An 18,389-nucleotide genomic window follows, 5' to 3' on the forward strand; every position below is an offset into this window, starting at 1 on the left:
TAAATACAGTTTGTTAAAAATCCATAGACATCTGAATATTTAAAGACATAACTTACATAATTCGAGATTTATTATTATCTTATAACTATTAAATAGTATAAATTGAATAATAATACTAGAAAAATATCACAAGTATTATGTCTTTTTCCGTTATTCAATAACAAACAAGACATTCATTTTCTATTATTTTCAATACTTCAAAAACACCCAAAACGTTCTACTTGTCATTAATTTTTGAAATAGCCCCTTCTAACGCAAAGTTTCCATCCCAATTTTTTTTGTTAATGACTTTTACTCTATCTCCATCTTTAAAATCGTGTCCATGAGCTGTATTCATATGCACATAGTCTGTTTGACCTTTATTATTGATATATTTTACAGAGACATGATTCTTTTCTGCACCATATATTTCACCTATTACAAAATCTTCATTCTGTTTTTCATTCTCAATGAACTTCGAGATAGACCCTTCTAATGCAAAATTTCCATCCCAATTTTTCTTGTTAATGACTTTTACTCTGTCACCATCTTTAAAACTATGTCCATGAGATATATTTACATGTACATAGCCTGTTTGGCCTTTGTGATTAATATATTCTACAGAGACATGATTCTTTTCTGCATTATATACTTCACCTATTACAAAATCCTCATTTTGTTCCTCATTAACTTTCAAAATAGATTCTTCTGGGCCTCTCCACACATTCAAGAAAGCAGGTGCTGTTATCTTCTCCCACTTCTCCTTATTTGTCACTTTAACTTTATCTCCTATTTTAAAGTCACCTTTTGTAACAGGGATATCTACATATTGCTTTTTCCCTTCATTATCTTCCAATCTTACTTCGACATATTCTGTAGAATTTTCCTCATATTTATCTTCAATTTCACCTATTACAAATTCTTCTTTTTGTTCCTCATTAATTTTCGTTAGAGGACCTTTTAAATCAGATAACTCTTTAGAGTTAACATCATCATACTGAGTTGTTTGATATCCAAACCCTTTATGATAGACTATTTGTTCATCAAACCCAATCTTTACTTTATCTCCTTTTTCAAAATCATGTTTTTTTGATACCCTCACGTAAACAGCATGTTCTTTTTCATCATTTTCTTTATACTTAACCTTGATGTAGTCCCCATTTGAATCTCTAATGATAGAGCTTACTTTCCCATCCATACTTCCTTCTTTTTTAGTTAAAGTTTCCTTCTTTAAATTATTTAGGGTTCCGCCACCTCTATTTTGAAGCATATCAGCTTTAGCAGTTAATTGTGCAGCCTCGGCACGAGTTACTAATCTGTCTGGTTGCCAACCATTATCAGTCCCATTAGAAATTCCTAAATCAACTAAAATACTTGCTGATTTTTCACTCCAATGCCCTTTTAAATCTTTAAATTTTGTTTTCCCGTCACTTTCTACTGGACTTTGCAACTTATATGCATTCACAAGCATTGTTGCCATAGCCGCACGAGTAACTTTCCCCGAAGGATTAAATAGACCATCCCCCACCCCTTTAACTATCCCTGCTTTTTGTGCTGCAGCAATATAAGGAGTAGCCCAGTGATTTTGTGAATCTGTAAAAGATGGTTTTGCATTAGGATCAATTTGTATCCCTAAAACTTTTATCATAATTTTTGTAGCCGAAGCTCTGTCTAAGGAATCATTTGAACCAAAAGTTCCATCTGGATAACCATTCAATACCTGTTTATTAACTAAATAATTAACGGATTTATCGGCCCATTCAGGAACATCCGGGAATTTCAAAGTATCTGCAAAAATATTAGATGAATATGATAATAAAGTTCCTGTAACAATTCCTGCTGCGATTAATTTATTTTTCATAAAATATAACACCTCTAAAAGTATTTTATAAGGAGTTGGGGAATAAATTTACGACAAATCATTTTGTGAATTAGGTAAAATATCCAAATGTAAAATATAGTTAGTTAGTAAATATCACATATAAAGGATGAAAAAACAAACCATGAATGTAGGGGGGGAGCAATTCACTTTATTTTGAAATACTGAAAATTTAATAAACCCAACTCCTTGTAACAATTATAGTTACACCTATTGATCAATGTCAATTACAGTATCCTTACACTTTTGTAAGATAATATACTAAATAATTAACCATGTAATACTTACATATAATGAATAATTATAAATATGTATATGAATTGTTAAACGGTAATGAAAAGTATGAAGTGGTAGTGTCAATAGACTAAATATCAATTTAAATCATTTAATTAATTTATAATGTTTTACGTTATATTTAAACTAAGAAAGTGCAATTTGGTATATTTTTCAACAGACCAAATTGTACTTTCTTAGTTTTAGATATACTAGCTTTTCCGATAGAAATTATTAAATAATCTATAACCTTAATTTAAACACCCCAATGTATAATGCATTTTATATACATGGTAAATTCAATTAGGAAACAAACAAAATAAAACTTACTATTATTCCATTAATTTTTTTAATATCTAAAAAAATCGTTGACTTCCTATATGATTGTAACTAAAATAGTTACATCGAGGTGATGTTAAATTATGAAAATTAGTAGTCGTTTTACGATTGCAGTGCATATTCTGTGCTTATTAAAAAACGATCCATCATACCTTTGTAGCTCAAGCTTTTTAGCGAAAAGTGTGAATTGTAATCCAGTAATAATTCGTAAGATATTATTGTGCTTAAAAAAATCAGGAATTGTTCACGTTTCACAAGGAAAAAATGGAGCTCATTTATTTAAAGCCCCTCAATTTATTACCTTATTAGATGTATATCGTGCAGTAGGAGTTGTTGAGAAAAATAAATTATTCTCTTTTCATGAAAAACCAAATCCAATGTGTCCTGTTGGTGCACGTATACACATGGTTTTGGAATTAATACTTATTCAATCCCAGGAAAAAATGGAAGAATTCCTCGAAAATGTTACAATGCAGCAAGTAGTTTCATTACTAAACATTCAGCCTGATCTTGTTGCTCAAAATAGAAATTAAAACTTATTCGAAACTCCCCTATATAATTATATTTACATGCTTTTTCTTAATATCTTCTAATATTTGATTAAATGTTTGTGCTCTATACCTTTCCATCTTATACAATTTAAATCGAATTTGAAAAAAGCACCATTCTAAAGGTGCTTTTTTTCTAACTCAATCTAAATAATTAACTATATCTTCTTTCTAAAACATATTATTAGTTATCTCACTTGAAATCTCTTAAATAATGTCCCAATATCCGGCAAACTTATGATCCTTTATACGAAATGTCTCTACTATAGCAACTCCCCTACGGATATGGTCCCGGTGGGACCAGTACATGCCTAGTATTCCATGCGTTTGCAAATCTTTTATTCACCTTCAGTTACCTTTAGAAAAAACAATCTCGCCTAAAATTGACTTTGCACAAGCTTAACTTGATAGCGATTTGGTAGCCCCAGATAAAATAAAAAGTTCTAGTGTGCGAATGAAGAAATGAGAGAAGGGCTTAATTTACTGAAAATTCCCCTTTATCTAATTAAAAATATTATCCGTATATGGTAAAAGAATAACATTTTTAATTTTTACATGAATCAATCTGAAGTATGAATTTTTAACTACCAGACTTTGGGATCATTTTTTTCCATAAGGGAAATACCTTTTTGAAAACTTCTACTATTGATGGATCAAATTGTGTACCGGATCCTTCTATGATACGTTTATAAGCTTCTTCAGGAGATAGGGCCGAACGATATGCTCTTGAAGAAGTCATTGCGTCGAATGCGTCTGCTATCGCAACAATTCTTGCACATAACGGTATTTGATTTCCCTTTAATTTTTGAGGATAACCATTTCCATCCCATCTTTCGTGATGAGAAAGAATTATGTCTTCACTACCTTTTATTAAAGATATATTTTTGAAAACTTCTAATCCTAATTGTGGATGTGCCTTAATAATATTATATTCTTCTTCTGTGAGTGAAGACGCCTTATTTAAAACTTCATCAGGAATACCTATTTTCCCTATATCATGCAATAAACAAATAAAATGAAATTTTTTTAAAAAATTATCATCAAATTCATTTGTTTCTTTAGCAAGAATAGTAGCATAATTTGCCACACGTTCACTATGTCCTTTAGTGTATGGATCCTTTAATTCCATTATCCTCATTACGGATAAAGCTGTTTCTTTCATTTGTTTTTCATAGGATACTTTTATTTTTTGCACTAAAAATTTTAATGAAAGAAACACAAAAAATGACGTAATAATGATTGTTATAAACAATAATACTAATTTTATTGGATAGTTACCGTGAAAATAATAAATAGCGATTAGAAATCTACATAACATACAAATAGACACCCATAGAAGAAAACGAATACTTAAAAATAAAGGTGAAGAAATTACTAAGAAGCATTCTAGATAAGGCACATGTAAAGAAGTATTTGGACTACCTGTAAATATAAAGTCGTATGTTAGAAGATACATAACACTAACACCAAGAAAAATGTATTTAGTTAACACTTGTTTATTCAGTTTTTTTAAATACTTGTTATATAAAATGCATGAAATAAAAATAACTAAAAACACTAGTTCAAATAAAAATTTCTGTAGCGAGAAATCCTTCCTAAGGATAAAGTAATGATAAATATTATCAAATAAAAGAATAATACAAGGAACAAATAAAAACATTTTTATGGGTTCCTTAGTTTCAATATTTTTAATACCTTTCATCATTGTAAACACCACCAAACCGTTAATAATATTAATATAATTTTATATAAATATTATATTATCTTATCTAGAATGTCCAAATATCGGTTCTAGTGCAAAAAAACGCCATCCTTTCCTAATACTTTTAATACTACTAACCAGTCAATTACAGTGGGAGGTAAGGTAACTAATTAAGATAAGAGCGGGACAAGGAATAGTTACCCTTCTTAGTTTTTTGAAAGGCATGCATTACACAGTTTTTGTGCATGCTTTTTTTATTTTGATTAAAATAACTATTTTGTTTAATTTATAAAATACAATCGCTTGCCCATTTCAATTTTCTCTACTCACGCATTCACTATTAATAATACTAATTTCTCAGAGGTGAAAATATAATGAACGAGTTTTTATCTTCTGCTGCAATAAATTCTAATTTAGTTGGACCTACTTTACCACCTGTTCCACCATTCACACTGCCATCCCCTCAAGTGTGACAAATATCACAGTTATTTTTCCCCTTTGTATTATAATGGAAATGTAAGTTTATTTCCATTTTTTGCATAAGAAGGAGGAAAGGTATATGAAAAAACATTTAGTTATGGTTGGAAACGGAATGGCTGGCATACGCTGTATAGAAGAAATATTAAAACATGATAGTAATTTATATGATATTACTATTTTTGGAGATGAACCCCATCCAAACTACAATCGCATTATGCTTTCTCATGTTCTACAAGGTAAAACAAATATACATGATATCATTATGAATGGATATGATTGGTATAAAGAAAATGAAATAACCTTATATACAGGTGAAGTAGTTCAAAGTATTGAACGGAAAGAAAAAATCATTGTTACGGAAAAAGGACGTACTCTTACGTACGATAAACTCATTATCGCAACGGGCTCTAGTGCTTTTATCTTACCTGTTGAAGGTTCCACACTTCCTGGTGTAACAGGATTCCGAACAATAGAAGATACAAAATTTATGATTAACGCTGCTAAAGAATATAAAAGGGCCTTTGTCATTGGTGGGGGATTGCTTGGTTTAGAAGCAGCAAGGGGCCTCATTGATTTGGGAATGGATGTACATGTTGTTCATTTAATGCCAACCTTAATGGAAAGACAACTGGATTTTAAGGCGGCTTCTTTACTGCGTGAAGACTTAGAAGCGCAAGGATTAAAATTTCTCATGGAAAAGAAAACTGTAAAGATTCATGGTACAGATCATGTTGAGGGTATTCAATTTGATGATGATGAAGTTGTAAATTGTGATTTAATCGTAATGGCTGTCGGAATACGTCCGAATACCCAAATAGCAAAAGATGCTGGTTTAATTGTAAATCGTGGCATTGTTGTTAATGACTATATGCAAACAAATGATGAATCCATTTATGCAGTTGGAGAATGTGCAGAACATGACGGTATTGCATATGGACTTGTTGCACCACTTTATGACCAAGGTGCAGTTTTAGCAAAACATTTAACAAATTTACAAACTGATGGATATGCAGGCAGTATTGCTGGTACACAATTGAAAGTTGCAGGTTGTGATTTATTCTCTGCTGGCCAAATTTATGAAGATGATCAAACAAAAGCGATTTCAATCTTTGATGAATGTAAGCGTTCCTATAAAAAGGTATTAATTCGTGACAATAAAGTCGTTGGTATTGTTTTATATGGTGATACTGCTGATGGCACACGCCTCTTTAGCATGTTAAAGAAAGAAGAAGACATACAAGAATATACAGCAGCCTCCCTTCTTCATAAAGCTGGTGAAGAAAGTGAACTTAACGTTGCTACTATGAGTTCTGATGACACTGTTTGCGGATGTAATGGTGTTACAAAAGGCATAATCGTTCATGCCATTTTAGAACAAGAATTAACAAATTTTGAAGAAGTTAAAGGATGCACAAAAGCCGCAGGATCTTGTGGTAAATGTCGTCCACTTGTTGAACAAATTTTATCTCATACACTTGGAGATGCTTTTGATGCCTCAGCTCAATCGGCCGGTATGTGTGGATGTACAACTTTATCACGTGATGAAGTCGTAGCGGCAATTCATGAGAAAGGTTTAAAATCTCCAAAAGAAGTACGAAATGTACTTGGTTTTGCACATGAAGACGGCTGTTCGAAATGTCGTCCTGCTTTAAACTATTATTTACGTATGGCGATTCCAGAAGAATATGCAGATGATAAATCATCCCGTTTCGTTAATGAAAGAATGAATGGAAACATCCAGCATGATGGTACATTTTCTGTTATTCCACGCATGTACGGAGGCGTTACAACTGCAGATGATTTAATGAAAATTGCTGAAGTTGCGAAGAAGTATGATGTTCCACTTGTGAAAATTACCGGTGCAAGTCGAATCGGCTTATATGGTGTTAAGAAAGAAGATTTACCTAATGTATGGGCTGACTTAAATATGACTTCTGGATATGCGTATTCAAAATCTCTTCGTAATGTAAAATCATGTGTTGGTTCTCGCTTCTGTCGTTTCGGAACAAAAGATTCATTAGGACTTGGTATGCTCATTGAACAATCATTAGAAATGGTAGATACCCCCCATAAAATGAAGATGGGTATAACAGGCTGTCCACGTAACTGTGCTGAGGTACTTACGAAAGATTTTGGTGTTGTTTGTGTTGAAAATGGGTATCAACTTTATATTGGTGGAAATGGCGGTACAGAAGTACGTAAAGCTGATTTTGTAATGATTGTCTCTACCGAAGACGATGTCCTTCGCATTGCTGCAGCTTACGTACAATATTATCGCGAAACTGGTATTTATGGTGAACGAACAGCACCTTGGGTAGAACGAATGGGCCTAGATCATATAAAAGAAACGCTGAAAGACAAAGATATGGTTACTACGTTAAATGAACGTTTCCAAAAAGCACGTGGCACATATAAAGAAGCATGGGGACAAGCACTAAAAACAAAGTCATTAAAAGCGATGTATGAAGTAGAAGCTGTAAAATAAGGAGCGTGAACTATATGTTACAAGCGAAAGAAAAAATAAAAATTATGCGTGCAGAAGACCTTCCTATTCAAATTGGTAAAGAGGTACAAATGAAAGATATATCCATCGCCTTATTTCGTCTTTCAAATGGCGATATTCGGGCTGTAGAAAATCGTTGTCCTCACAAAAATGGACCATTAGCAGAAGGAATTGTATCTGGGGAATTCGTCTTTTGCCCACTGCATGATTGGAAAATTTCATTAGTAACAGGTGAAGTTCAAAAACCTGATGACGGTTGTATTCAAACGTATGAAGTAGAAGTTATTGACGGCGATATTTATATATACATGTGATTTATAAGGGGAAGCCTCCCCTGGCTTCCTTTTCATTAAAAACAAATGAGGTGCGACTATGAATGGATATGTATATTTAGTTGGTGCAGGACCAGGTGATGAAATGCTCATTACAAAAAAAGCGATAGATTGCTTAGAGCGCGCAGATATTGTTTTATACGATCGCTTATTGAACCCTATCCTTCTTAGTTATACGAAGGGAACATGCGAGCTTATTTATTGCGGAAAAATGCCAAAAAGCCATACTATGCGACAAGAAATGATAAACGCACGCCTTCTACAATTTACGAAAGAAGGGAAAATTGTTGTTCGCTTAAAGGGCGGGGATCCATCTATTTTTGGTCGTGTTGGTGAAGAAGCAGATACTTTAGCGGCAGCGAACATTCCATATGAAATTGTACCAGGTATTACATCTAGTATTGCCACTAGTAGCTATGCAGGTATCCCCCTCACCCACCGTGACTACAGTAATAGTGTAACTTTACTAACTGGACATTCAAAAGATCCTTTAACCGATCATGGAGAATACAATTCATCCCACAGTAGCGACACTATCGCATACTATATGGGTATAAAAAACTTACCTACAATTTGTGAAAACTTACTACAAGCAGGAAAGAAAAAAGATACGCCTGTGGCAGTCATTGAATGGGGTACAACTGGAAAGCAACGCGTTGTCACAGGGACACTAGCAACAATTGTACATAACGTCGAAAACGAAAATATATCTAACCCTTCTATGACAATTGTTGGTGATGTCGTTTCCTTGCGTAACCGAATCGCTTGGAAAGAACGTAAACCATTGCACAGTAAAAAAGTATTATTTGCATCTGCAACAAATAAAGAAAGTTCAATAAAACAAATGTTACAAGAATCCGGTGCAGAAACATATCAAATTCCAACTTTCAAAAAGAAAGAATACACATTAACCTCTGAACAAATCAATGAGATTTTTAGCGTTGATCGTCTTGTATTTTGTTCCGCTGAGAGTGTAGACATCTTAATGCAATCATGCAGTAAATATCATAAAGATATTCGTTCCTTACAGGCAGAACTTCAGTATATGAACCTTTCTATTTAAGAAAAGCTCATGCAATATGGATTATTAAGTAAACCTGCACAAATTTCTTCGAATACAACGATTTATTTAGGACGAAACATTAACCGAATTTCTATCATTCAAGAAAAAATAGGTACAGGCTCCTATATGATGACTCATAAATATAAAATTGATTACCGCTTCGATGAAATTCATTCACGTATGCTTTCTGAATTCTCATGGGATAGCATTGTTTTTGAAGGGCGCGATTCAATTGATACGTTCCTAGCAGAAGTAAAGCGTCTTGGTTTTATGCACGTTCTTAATCTTCCCTTCTCGTATACCGATGCTCCAACTTTGCATTATGCAAATAAAATCGGGTTTCATAACGTAGATCATCAATTACAAGAAATTATTAGGGGTAGTGACAGTGTTGCTGTCATAGGCCGCAAAGTATGTGACCCGATAAAATTATAAAAAGTGCACCATACACTTTTTATCAAGGTTTATGGTAATCGTCTTGGGAATTACTTTTTGTAAGACTGAATGCTATTGATACCAAGCACTTTAAATAAGATTAAATGATTAACAAAAATTATGTTTTTTGTTAATTAATAAAGCTATTTTAATAGTTCTTTCAAAACTTCTAATTATTTAATTTCCCTCATGCCAAAGGTAAATTTTTTAGGAGTACGGATACATCGCTATCAGGTCAATTAAACTGGTATCTTAGAGTCATCAACTTAAGAATTAAAAATTACTCCATGCGTATCTAGCTAAGATTTTGAATCGTCTCCAAAAAGAAAAAACAAGCTAACTTCTCAGAGTAACTATTTGAAGAGAAAGAAACTTTTCATTTAGGGGGTATATGAAAACCTTAGCTTGATAGCGATGGGGTACCACCAGCATTTTTGAAAAAACCATGTTAAGTAAATTTCAACACAAAATAGCCGTCTTTAACCCCTTTAAGGCTAAATCGGTTGTTTTATATTCAAAACTTAGTTGTTTGTAATATCAAAAGAAAATGTTTCTTTTAGTCCCTTTTTCCCGTCAGAAGTAATTTTTATTGCTCTTGTTTTAGGTAAACGTTGAACCCAATTTAATTCTAATAGTCTTTCTAGAAGGGCATTTCCTAATGCTCCCGCAAGGTGGTGACGTCTTTCACTCCAATCTAAACATTTGTGTGTAAATGAACGACGCTTTTTCTTAACCCTTTCAAGATCAATTTTAAAAGTTGTAAAGAATGACTCTCCTTTTTCAGTAACAGTAAACCCGTCCTTTTCTTCATAAATAACACCTAATTTAATTAAAGAATCTGTTAATTGTACTCCTAAATTCCCTGCAAGATGATCATAACATGTTCTTGCAAAACGCATCGCTTTATCTTCCGAAGCTTGTTTTAATGATTTAATTTCAATTGGTGGAGCTATTGATAAAAATGACTCCATAACTTGAGCAACTTCCTGATTTCGAATCCCATAATATCGATGTCTTCCCTGTTTTTCAACCGTAACTACATTCGCATCGACCATTTTTGCCAAATGGAAACTAGCCGTCTGTGGTTTGATTCCTGCCATATATGCTAATTCGCTTGCAGGATGGAATCTACCATCTAATAAGACTGTTAATATTGCTGCACGAGAAGCTTCACTGACAAGGGTAGAAATCATTGCTACATTTGGATTTGCATTCATTTTAATTCCCCCTAATGTAATCCATATTTCGATGATAATCGAAATGTTTATATTCTACAATAAATAAGAAAGAACATATGAATAGGAGGAGAAATAAAGATGAAAAAAATGGCTCATGTTCCAAATACAGAAATTATTAAACCTAAAATTCTATACTACGGAACTCCTGTGATTTTACTAAATTCGCTAAATGAAGATGGAACAGTAAATATCAGCCCTCTGTCATCATCATGGGCATTAGGAGATTGTATTATATTAGGGATTGGACTTGGCGGGAAAGCGATTGAAAATTTAGAACGACATCCTGAATGTGTAATCAATGTTCCGAGTCCTTCATTATGGGAGAATGTTGAACAGTTAGCCCCCTATACAGGGAAAAATCCCGTTCCAGATTATAAGAAAAAGAATGGATTTACATATGAAAAAGAAAAATATGATATTAGTAGATTAACACCTTCTGAGTCTAAATCGGTAAAGCCTACTCGAATTATGGAGTGTCCAATTCAAATTGAGGCAAGGGTGAAACACATTCGAATTCCTGATTACTCTCCTGATTTTGCAATTGTTGAAACACAAGCTATACATGTACATGCTCATAAGGAAATCATTCTTGAAGGAAATCATATTGACCCAAATAAATGGAGCCCACTTATATATAATTTTCGTCATTATTTTGGTCTTAGTAACCAGTTAGGTAAAACCTTTCGATCCGAAATATAAATAACTATATTATCTTTTATTGAAGAAAGTTTTTTCACTAATCGGACAGAGCGCTTTTACAATCAATTATACAAGTAATCGTACAAGCTTACCTGAGGCAATAGTCTCAGGTATTTTTTCGTTCGTTGTGTTCGTTTGTTTTGTAAAACAGGGTAAATTTATTAATTCTATCAAATGCGTTAATTTAACTATTACACATTATCATTTAATTCATATACTGTAGTAGATTACTAGAAAGGAGGCGTGAGCATGGACAGTTGTGTTTTGTTCGTTAATGGACAACCTTTTTTAGTAGTCTCAATTGCTGGAATTGAAATTGCTAGGTTAGAGATTTCTCTTCAAGTAGCATTGACTTTAATAGCGTTAGGAATTCCAATTTGTGCGTAACTCTTAAGTATTTATTAAAAAGAGGACTTTAGTCCTCTTTTTAATAAATACCTTATCTTTCCTAACCAGGGTATTGTTTTCTGGTTAGGTATAAAGGGTTCAATGAGTGCAATAGGCACACTAGTACTCCAAACTATGTGTAATGTAAGGACGTACAAAGTCCATCAAGCGCTTATCCCTAGTTCCGGGATAGGTGCATTACTTAGAAGATTATTATTTTTTATAAAATAGTTTTCTCATTATTCATGAATTTCCCTATACCATTAGATACGTGTTTACTTCTTGTCCTAATTGGGTCAAAAAAGAAGGAATTCTTTTCTTTGCTCTTGAAGAGAAATATGTTCATTTGATTAGATACGAGAATCAGATGTATCATTTTTGCAACATGGAAGGTTATAGAATTATACGGTAAAGAGGAGTATTAATACCAGGACATTCAATAGTTATGCACTGATAAGGAGGAAACTAATGAAAAAGATCACTTTTAACGATTTGAACTCACAGGAAACTATGCGCAATCCCATTAAGTTCTATAAAAACCTCATCAAGCAACAAGAGTGTTTCTTTCATATTGATGACTTTTATGGTATGGGAGGAGCATGGGTCGTATTGCAATATGATAATGTTGTTTCTATACTGAAAGACCCACGTTTTCTCAAAGATTTACGGAAATTCACACCGCCCCATGATAAGCAGAAGTCCATTAAGGAGAATACACCTGTGAGTAAACTGTTTGAATGGATAATGAATATGCCAAATATGCTTACGGTAGATCCTCCTGATCATACGCGCCTACGTCGGCTAGTCTCTAAATCCTTTACACCACGTATGATCGAAGAACTTCGTCCCCGTATTCAGCAAATCTCTGACGAATTAATAGCTGCTGTGGAGAAACAAGGAAAGATGGAAATTATTGCAGACTTTGCTTACCCACTACCCATTATTGTCATTTCAGAGATGCTCGGAATTCCCGCCACTGATCGAAACCAGTTTCGCAAATGGACACAAGAACTCATGAACGCCTCTGTGGACCCTAGTCAGGGGACTGCAGTTACTGCAACACTTGAAAAGTTTATTCATTACATCGAAGTATTGCTGAACGAAAAGCGCCTAAATCCTGGTGACGACTTGATAAGTGCTCTAGTTCAATCAAAAGAGCAAGAAGACAAGTTGAGTAAGAACGAGCTTCTTTCGACAATTTGGTTGCTCATTATTGCTGGACATGAAACGACAGTCAATTTAATCGGTAATGGCGTACTGGCGTTAATTCAACATCCCGAACAAATGAATTTACTAAGGCAGGACCCTTCCCTGCTTCCTTCCGCCATCGACGAGCTATTACGTTTTGCTGGTCCAGTTATGTATAGTAGCCGTTTTGCTGGTGAAGATATGACAATACATGGAAAGAGGATTCGCAAAGGCGAATTAATTCTGCTCTCTCTGACTGCCGCGAATATTGATCCAAAGGAATTTACTTATTCAGAGGCATTGAATATTTCACGGGAGGAGAATAATCATTTAGCCTTTGGAACTGGTATACATCACTGTTTGGAGCTCCGCTGGCTCGTCTAGAAGGACAAATTGCATTAGGCACTTTGTTACAGCGGTTTCCTAATCTTCGCCTGGCAATCAAACCGGATCAACTAATTTATAGCCATAGTAAAATTCGTTCTCTCGCAAATCTACCAGTGGTTTTTTAATCTATAATGCGACATTAATAAGGAAATGTGTCGCGCAAATAACTATTTTGTTAAAAATTTTTTCACATTTAAATCGGACAAGCATATGTTATTGTATTGAGACCCTCTATGCATAGGAATCTACCTTTCTAATCTAAGAACATTGTTATGTGCGTGCTCTTAGATTTTTTATTATGAAATAACAGTATTATTTTTAAATGCATAGATTGCATCTTTTTCACTATAGTTATACCATTCAGTTACAACAAGAGTAGAAATTAATTCTTTTTTTACAAGAAAATTAATTTCTATCCTATTTTTTTCGAAATTTTAGTTTTAAAGTAACTTTCCTTGACCATGACTGTCTATTTCTTCAAGGCCACGAACTCAAAAAACATCTCCTTTCATTAGCACTTATTATGCAAAGTAAGGAGATGTTTTCATATTCCTTTAATAAGTTTACTTTTGGTTCTATACTATTTTTCGTTTTATATCATTAAGAGAAATTGACATTAAATTTATATTGTTGTAATTAAATGATTATTATCATTCCCAAACCCACTCTTCATTACTTTGAGTTTGATTATTTATATTATCAATTTTTTTAATATGATTATCTGTTTCTAATGTCATTCCATGAAAATCTGAACCATCATGAAAATCGACTTTCACTTTATCACCTACACCAAACATTTGTCCTTCTGTTAGTACAACGTATATTGATTTTTCTTTTCCGAATTTATTAGGAGCTTTAACTACTACATAATTTGTCTTATCTTCAGGTCCGTAAATTCCTTTACCTACCTTTGTAATTTTTCCAATTGCAAAATCAGGTGCACCATTTTGTTTTTCGTAAAACCCTGGTTTCAATTCATTATTCACATTTGTTTGTTTGTAATCCCATACCCATTGATCTGCATTTAGTACAGATGTCATTGTATCATTAATTTTCTCAATTCCATCCTCTACCCAGCGATCACTTGCTCTATAGACAATTCTCATATCAACTTTAACTTTATCACCTATATTAAACTTTTGTCCTTTTGTTAGAAATACTGGGATTTGTATCTTCCCTCCGTCTTTTCCTGTATATTCAAAAGTAACGTACTTTTCTACTTCGTTTAAAGCTTTAACTTCATATACATTAACAACTTTCCCTATCTCATATTCAAATGCGTTATTTTCCTTTAAATATTTTCCTTGATGTAACATTTGATTATCTTGAACATTCTCAACAGCCGCGCTCGCTTTTGTTGCTTCCAATCCTGGTAAATTTGCACCTGTAAGAGCAGCGATTCCTAATGCACCTGCTAAAATAACTTTTTTCATACCCTATAACAACTCCATTCTTATATTTTTAGATTAATTAATTACATCTATATTTAAAATAATTAATCTGTAACCATTATAGTTACAACTTAGATTCATGTCAATTTCATATTCTCTCCTTTTTAATGGACAAAAAGCATGACATATTTATAAAATAAAAAAGCCTTACTACATTTAATTTTACAGTAGTAAGGCTTTTTAAAATGTTTTATGTTCTAGCTATTAGTAGAAGTGAACTACCCGCCACTTAACGTCCTAACGGACTGTTTGAAGTGGGGGCTTCTTGGTTAGTGGTTACTTTTGGTAGCTAACGAATTCGTCCTAAGACAGCCGAGCTAACTCCCTTGTTCCAAGGGTTATTTTATTGCTATCTATGCTAACGCCAATAGGCGCATTGCTTCATTTTTGATATTGATAGCTGCGTTATAATCTCTATCGAGATTTACACCGCATATACAAGAATAGACTCGCTCAGACAATGACATATTTTTCATATCTCCACAACTGCTACATGTTTTTGTGGAAGGAAACCATTTGTCTATTTTCACAAGCTGTTTGCCTTGTTCATTTAATTTATAAGCTAAGAAAGAAGTGAACATACCCCAAGCATTATCAGCGACGCTTTTTCCAAAATGAAGTGCTTGCGATATTTCTTTCATATTTAGATCTTCAATAGCTACAACATCAAAATGAGTAGCTAACTCTTTAGACTTATGATAAAGAAAGTTCTTACGTTGGTTTGCTACTTTTTCATGCAGTTTAGCTACACGGATACGTTGTTTATTCCAACGCCCTGAACCTTTTGTACGTCTTGATAATACTCGTTGGGCATTTGCTAATCGGTCTAACATTTCACGATAGAACTTAGGATAATTGGCTCTCTCATCCTCAGAACTGACATATAATTGATCCATCGCAAAGTCTAATCCAACAACTGTTTCTACTTCTTTTTGTACGATCTCTTTTTCGTATTCAGTCAAAATGGACACATAGTATTTACCAGTAAATGTCATAGAAATCGTACATGACTTGATTATATAGTCTTGTGGTATTTCTCTATGCTGTTTGATACGTACCATTTTCAGTTTTGGCAATTTGATATGACCGTTAAGCAACATAATATTTCCGTTCACTACATTCGTTGTATAAGACTTTCTGTCTTTTTTGCTTTTGAATGTTGGGAAGTCATTTTGACCACGAAAGAAATTTTTATAGGCAGTTTGCAAGTTTAGTTGAGCATTTGCCAAAGCTAATGAATCAACTTCTTTTAACCACTCAAATTCTGCTTTGTATTTTGCAGGAGTGGGAAGCTTTTGTTTCTTTAGTTGATCCTTATCATCTTTATATTTTTCATACGCTTCTTTCCGTTCAGCTAACATTCTGTTATACACGAAACGTACACAATCGAAGGTTTTACGCATAAGACGTGCTTGGTCTTCTGTTGGATACTCATGGTCTTCCATATCTCCAATGTACCTATTTAAATCTCTTCTTAATGCCGCAGTAATCTAGATACATTACTGCTTACCGCTCTTCATTTCAAGCATTAAGATATAACTCCCTTTCAAACCTGCAACCTTTAGTTTTAAGAGGTCACTAATACGTAAACCTATATTTTATAACAACTTTACTACATTATTTGGGACAAATTTTAATTTAAACCATATATTATCTATATTTATTAAACCTTTTCTGTTTTTGGAAAAGAGATACCAAAAACTGTTTTATTCCATGGACTACTTTCAACCCATATCCTGCCCTGGTTTTTTTCTACTAAGGATTTAGCAATAGCAAGCCCTAATCCGCTACCTCCATTAATAGAATTTCTTGATTGGTCACCACGATACATTCGTTCAAATACATGATCTAAATCAAGTTCCGCGATTCCCTGTCCTTTATCCCAAACAAGCAATTGGAATTCTTGATTTGATTCCATGAGTTCTATTCCAAGTACTTTTCCTTCTTTCCCATATAAAATAGCATTTTTTATTAGGTTATCTATAATTCTTATAATACTTAGATAATCAGCCGTGATAAAACATTTTGTTTTTGGTAAACTAAGCTTTAACTCCAAATTATTCTTCTTGATTTCAGGCAAATACTCAATTAATACTTCTCTGGTAATTTCAGTTAACTCTAGAACTTCAGGATTTATTAAAACTTCATCTGCATCTAGCTTTGCCATATTAAATATTTCATTGATTAATTGCTTTAAGTTGCTGGATTTTTTTGAAATAACTTCAAGATACTCTTTTTTTTCTTCTCGAGAAACAGCTATATCATCTTTTAAAGCATCAATATATCCTATAATAGATGTAAGAGGAGTTCTGATATCATGAGAAATACTTGATAAGAGCCTTTTTCTCGCATTTTGAGCTTTAATGGATTCGATTTGAACTCTCTCTAACTGTTCAATTAATTCATTCACAGAAAATATCATTTTATTAAATACATTATCTTCATTTACAATTAACCTTGTTGTTAAATTCCCTTTAATTACACGTTGTAACTCCTCAATCATTATTTTCAAACGATTAACGAAATGAAACCTTATAAGTAAGAGAAAAGTCGTAAAGAAAAATAGTACTATGTACAAAACAAGTTTATTTATTCCTAATAGCTGATTATTTAAATCTGTAAAAAAAAGTCCTATAATACATAATAATTGAAGAATATTAAGTAAGATAATTTTATCGCTATACATTTTGGTCACCTACAAACTTATATCCTATTCCCCAAACTGTTTGTATTAATTGAGGATTAGAGGGATCCACTTCTATTTTTTTTCTAAGTTTTCGAATATGGACCATGACAGTATTATCATCTTCTAAATAGTTGTCCCCCCAAACATTACGGAACAACTGAGATTTTGTAAACACTTGCTCCGGATTGGAAGCAAAAAACCTTAGTAGTTCCATCTCTTTTGCAGTTAAAGGAATCTCTTCCCCCTCTTTGAAAACAGTATATTTTTTCATATCAATTGAGATTTCTTTAAACTCTATACGTGTTTGTTCTCTATCCCCTGCTTCACTTCCTAAAACTAAAAATCTCCTCATAAGAGCTTTAACTCTAGCTACTACCTCATTTATACTAAAAGGTTTTGTAATATAATCATCTGCGCCCATACTTAAACCTAATATCTTATCAGTTTCATGATTTTTAGCAGTGAGCATTAGAATAGGAACATTCGTTTTTTCTCTTAATTTTCTGCAGACCTCAATCCCATCAATTTTTGGCATCATAAGATCTAATATAAACAGATCATATTTGTTTTTATTAAATAACGAAAGAGCGTGCTCGCCATCTATAGCAACATCAACCTTATATAATTCTCGCTCCATATATTTTTTTAATAAATCTCTAATTTCTTTTTCATCATCCGCTATAAGAATTCTAATTTCTCGCAAAATAACACCTGCTTTCATAATTTCTATTATACAGTCCAAAATTATTGCGCTTATTCTCTTTAATTTACAAGTCATCAAAATAAGAAAATTGGCATTTCTTTAAAGAAATGCCAATTC

At 33.0% G+C, this 18,389-nt stretch carries 13 protein-coding genes and 2 pseudogenes; 8 read left to right on the forward strand and 7 right to left on the reverse strand.

Annotated elements, in window-relative coordinates; all coding sequences use genetic code 11:
* Positions 1-217: 217 nt before the first annotated feature.
* Positions 218-1,840 carry an S-layer homology domain-containing protein gene (locus N2V80_RS27740; RefSeq protein ID WP_340980993.1) on the reverse strand — a complete coding sequence of 541 codons (1,623 nt, stop codon included), beginning with the start codon at positions 1,838-1,840 and terminating at the stop codon, positions 218-220.
* A 713-nt stretch (positions 1,841-2,553) separates the two neighbouring features.
* Between N2V80_RS27740 and N2V80_RS27745 the strand changes: the two genes are divergently transcribed.
* A complete protein-coding gene (locus N2V80_RS27745) occupies positions 2,554-3,003 on the forward strand; it encodes an Rrf2 family transcriptional regulator (protein WP_061655506.1) in 450 nt (149 codons plus the stop codon).
* Positions 3,004-3,598: 595 nt separating this feature from the next.
* On the opposite strand, the gene N2V80_RS27750 is transcribed toward N2V80_RS27745, so the two are convergent.
* Positions 3,599-4,723, reverse strand: coding sequence for an HD-GYP domain-containing protein (locus N2V80_RS27750; RefSeq protein WP_061655507.1), 1,125 nt, complete (start codon positions 4,721-4,723; stop codon positions 3,599-3,601).
* A gap of 371 nt (positions 4,724-5,094) precedes the next feature.
* Here N2V80_RS27750 and N2V80_RS27755 point away from each other — a divergent pair, with 371 nt between their 5' ends.
* The 4 genes and pseudogenes from N2V80_RS27755 (at position 5,095) to N2V80_RS27770 (ending at position 9,533) form a co-directional block, all read left to right on the forward strand.
* Complete coding sequence (locus N2V80_RS27755; RefSeq protein ID WP_277996152.1) at positions 5,095-5,193, forward strand: exosporium leader peptide-containing protein; 99 nt, start codon at positions 5,095-5,097, stop codon at positions 5,191-5,193.
* Positions 5,194-5,279: 86 nt separating this feature from the next.
* Positions 5,280-7,685: a nitrite reductase large subunit NirB gene (gene nirB / locus N2V80_RS27760; RefSeq protein WP_061655508.1), complete on the forward strand. Its 2,406-nt coding sequence runs from the start codon at positions 5,280-5,282 to the stop codon at positions 7,683-7,685.
* A gap of 14 nt (positions 7,686-7,699) precedes the next feature.
* Complete coding sequence (gene nirD, locus N2V80_RS27765; RefSeq protein ID WP_046944984.1) at positions 7,700-8,017, forward strand: nitrite reductase small subunit NirD; 318 nt, start codon at positions 7,700-7,702, stop codon at positions 8,015-8,017.
* A gap of 58 nt (positions 8,018-8,075) precedes the next feature.
* Positions 8,076-9,533 (forward strand): annotated as a pseudogene (locus N2V80_RS27770) (uroporphyrin-III C-methyltransferase).
* Positions 9,534-10,054: 521 nt separating this feature from the next.
* Here N2V80_RS27770 and N2V80_RS27775 read toward each other — a convergent pair.
* A complete protein-coding gene (locus tag N2V80_RS27775; RefSeq protein WP_340980995.1) occupies positions 10,055-10,750 on the reverse strand; it encodes an ArsR/SmtB family transcription factor in 696 nt (231 codons plus the stop codon).
* 99 nt (positions 10,751-10,849) lie between these two features.
* On the opposite strand from N2V80_RS27775, the gene N2V80_RS27780 reads away from it, so the two are divergent.
* The 3 genes and pseudogenes from N2V80_RS27780 to N2V80_RS27790 all read left to right on the forward strand — a co-directional run bounded on the left by N2V80_RS27780 (position 10,850) and on the right by N2V80_RS27790 (position 13,557).
* A complete protein-coding gene (locus N2V80_RS27780; RefSeq protein ID WP_340980996.1) occupies positions 10,850-11,470 on the forward strand; it encodes a flavin reductase family protein in 621 nt (206 codons plus the stop codon).
* Positions 11,471-11,719: 249 nt separating this feature from the next.
* Positions 11,720-11,857, forward strand: a complete 138-nt coding sequence (locus tag N2V80_RS27785) for a DUF3956 domain-containing protein (protein ID WP_080450840.1) — start codon at positions 11,720-11,722, stop codon at positions 11,855-11,857.
* Between the two features lie 468 nt (positions 11,858-12,325).
* Positions 12,326-13,557 (forward strand): annotated as a pseudogene (locus N2V80_RS27790) (cytochrome P450 family protein).
* 525 nt (positions 13,558-14,082) lie between these two features.
* Here N2V80_RS27790 and N2V80_RS27795 read toward each other — a convergent pair.
* The 4 genes from N2V80_RS27795 to N2V80_RS27810 form a co-directional block, all read right to left on the reverse strand.
* Entirely contained in the window at positions 14,083-14,865 is a 783-nt protein-coding gene (locus N2V80_RS27795) for a hypothetical protein (RefSeq protein ID WP_061654800.1), read from the reverse strand.
* A gap of 371 nt (positions 14,866-15,236) precedes the next feature.
* Complete coding sequence (locus tag N2V80_RS27800) at positions 15,237-16,328, reverse strand: transposase (RefSeq protein ID WP_340980999.1); 1,092 nt, start codon at positions 16,326-16,328, stop codon at positions 15,237-15,239.
* 218 nt (positions 16,329-16,546) lie between these two features.
* Entirely contained in the window at positions 16,547-17,569 is a 1,023-nt protein-coding gene (locus N2V80_RS27805) for a sensor histidine kinase (RefSeq protein ID WP_061655767.1), read from the reverse strand.
* On the reverse strand, positions 17,562-18,272 hold the full coding sequence (locus N2V80_RS27810) for a response regulator transcription factor (protein WP_061655769.1): 711 nt from the start codon (positions 18,270-18,272) through the stop codon (positions 17,562-17,564). Before N2V80_RS27810 ends, N2V80_RS27805 begins: the two co-directional genes overlap by 8 nt.
* Positions 18,273-18,389: the final 117 nt, after the last annotated feature.

The sequence above is a fragment of the Bacillus sp. FSL W8-0640 genome (genome assembly GCF_038007725.1).
Lineage (GTDB): Bacteria > Bacillota > Bacilli > Bacillales > Bacillaceae_G > Bacillus_A > Bacillus_A cereus.

Coding starts and splice junctions, on each gene's coding strand:
- N2V80_RS27740 (WP_340980993.1), bottom strand. CDS start 1,840: ATGAAAAATAAATTAATCGCAGCAGGAATTGTTACAGGAACTTTATTA.
- N2V80_RS27745 (WP_061655506.1), top strand. CDS start 2,554: ATGAAAATTAGTAGTCGTTTTACGATTGCAGTGCATATTCTGTGCTTA.
- N2V80_RS27750 (WP_061655507.1), bottom strand. CDS start 4,723: ATGATGAAAGGTATTAAAAATATTGAAACTAAGGAACCCATAAAAATG.
- N2V80_RS27755 (WP_277996152.1), top strand. CDS start 5,095: ATGAACGAGTTTTTATCTTCTGCTGCAATAAATTCTAATTTAGTTGGA.
- nirB (WP_061655508.1), top strand. CDS start 5,280: ATGAAAAAACATTTAGTTATGGTTGGAAACGGAATGGCTGGCATACGC.
- nirD (WP_046944984.1), top strand. CDS start 7,700: ATGTTACAAGCGAAAGAAAAAATAAAAATTATGCGTGCAGAAGACCTT.
- N2V80_RS27775 (WP_340980995.1), bottom strand. CDS start 10,750: ATGAATGCAAATCCAAATGTAGCAATGATTTCTACCCTTGTCAGTGAA.
- N2V80_RS27780 (WP_340980996.1), top strand. CDS start 10,850: ATGAAAAAAATGGCTCATGTTCCAAATACAGAAATTATTAAACCTAAA.
- N2V80_RS27785 (WP_080450840.1), top strand. CDS start 11,720: ATGGACAGTTGTGTTTTGTTCGTTAATGGACAACCTTTTTTAGTAGTC.
- N2V80_RS27795 (WP_061654800.1), bottom strand. CDS start 14,865: ATGAAAAAAGTTATTTTAGCAGGTGCATTAGGAATCGCTGCTCTTACA.
- N2V80_RS27800 (WP_340980999.1), bottom strand. CDS start 16,328: ATGGAAGACCATGAGTATCCAACAGAAGACCAAGCACGTCTTATGCGT.
- N2V80_RS27805 (WP_061655767.1), bottom strand. CDS start 17,569: ATGTATAGCGATAAAATTATCTTACTTAATATTCTTCAATTATTATGT.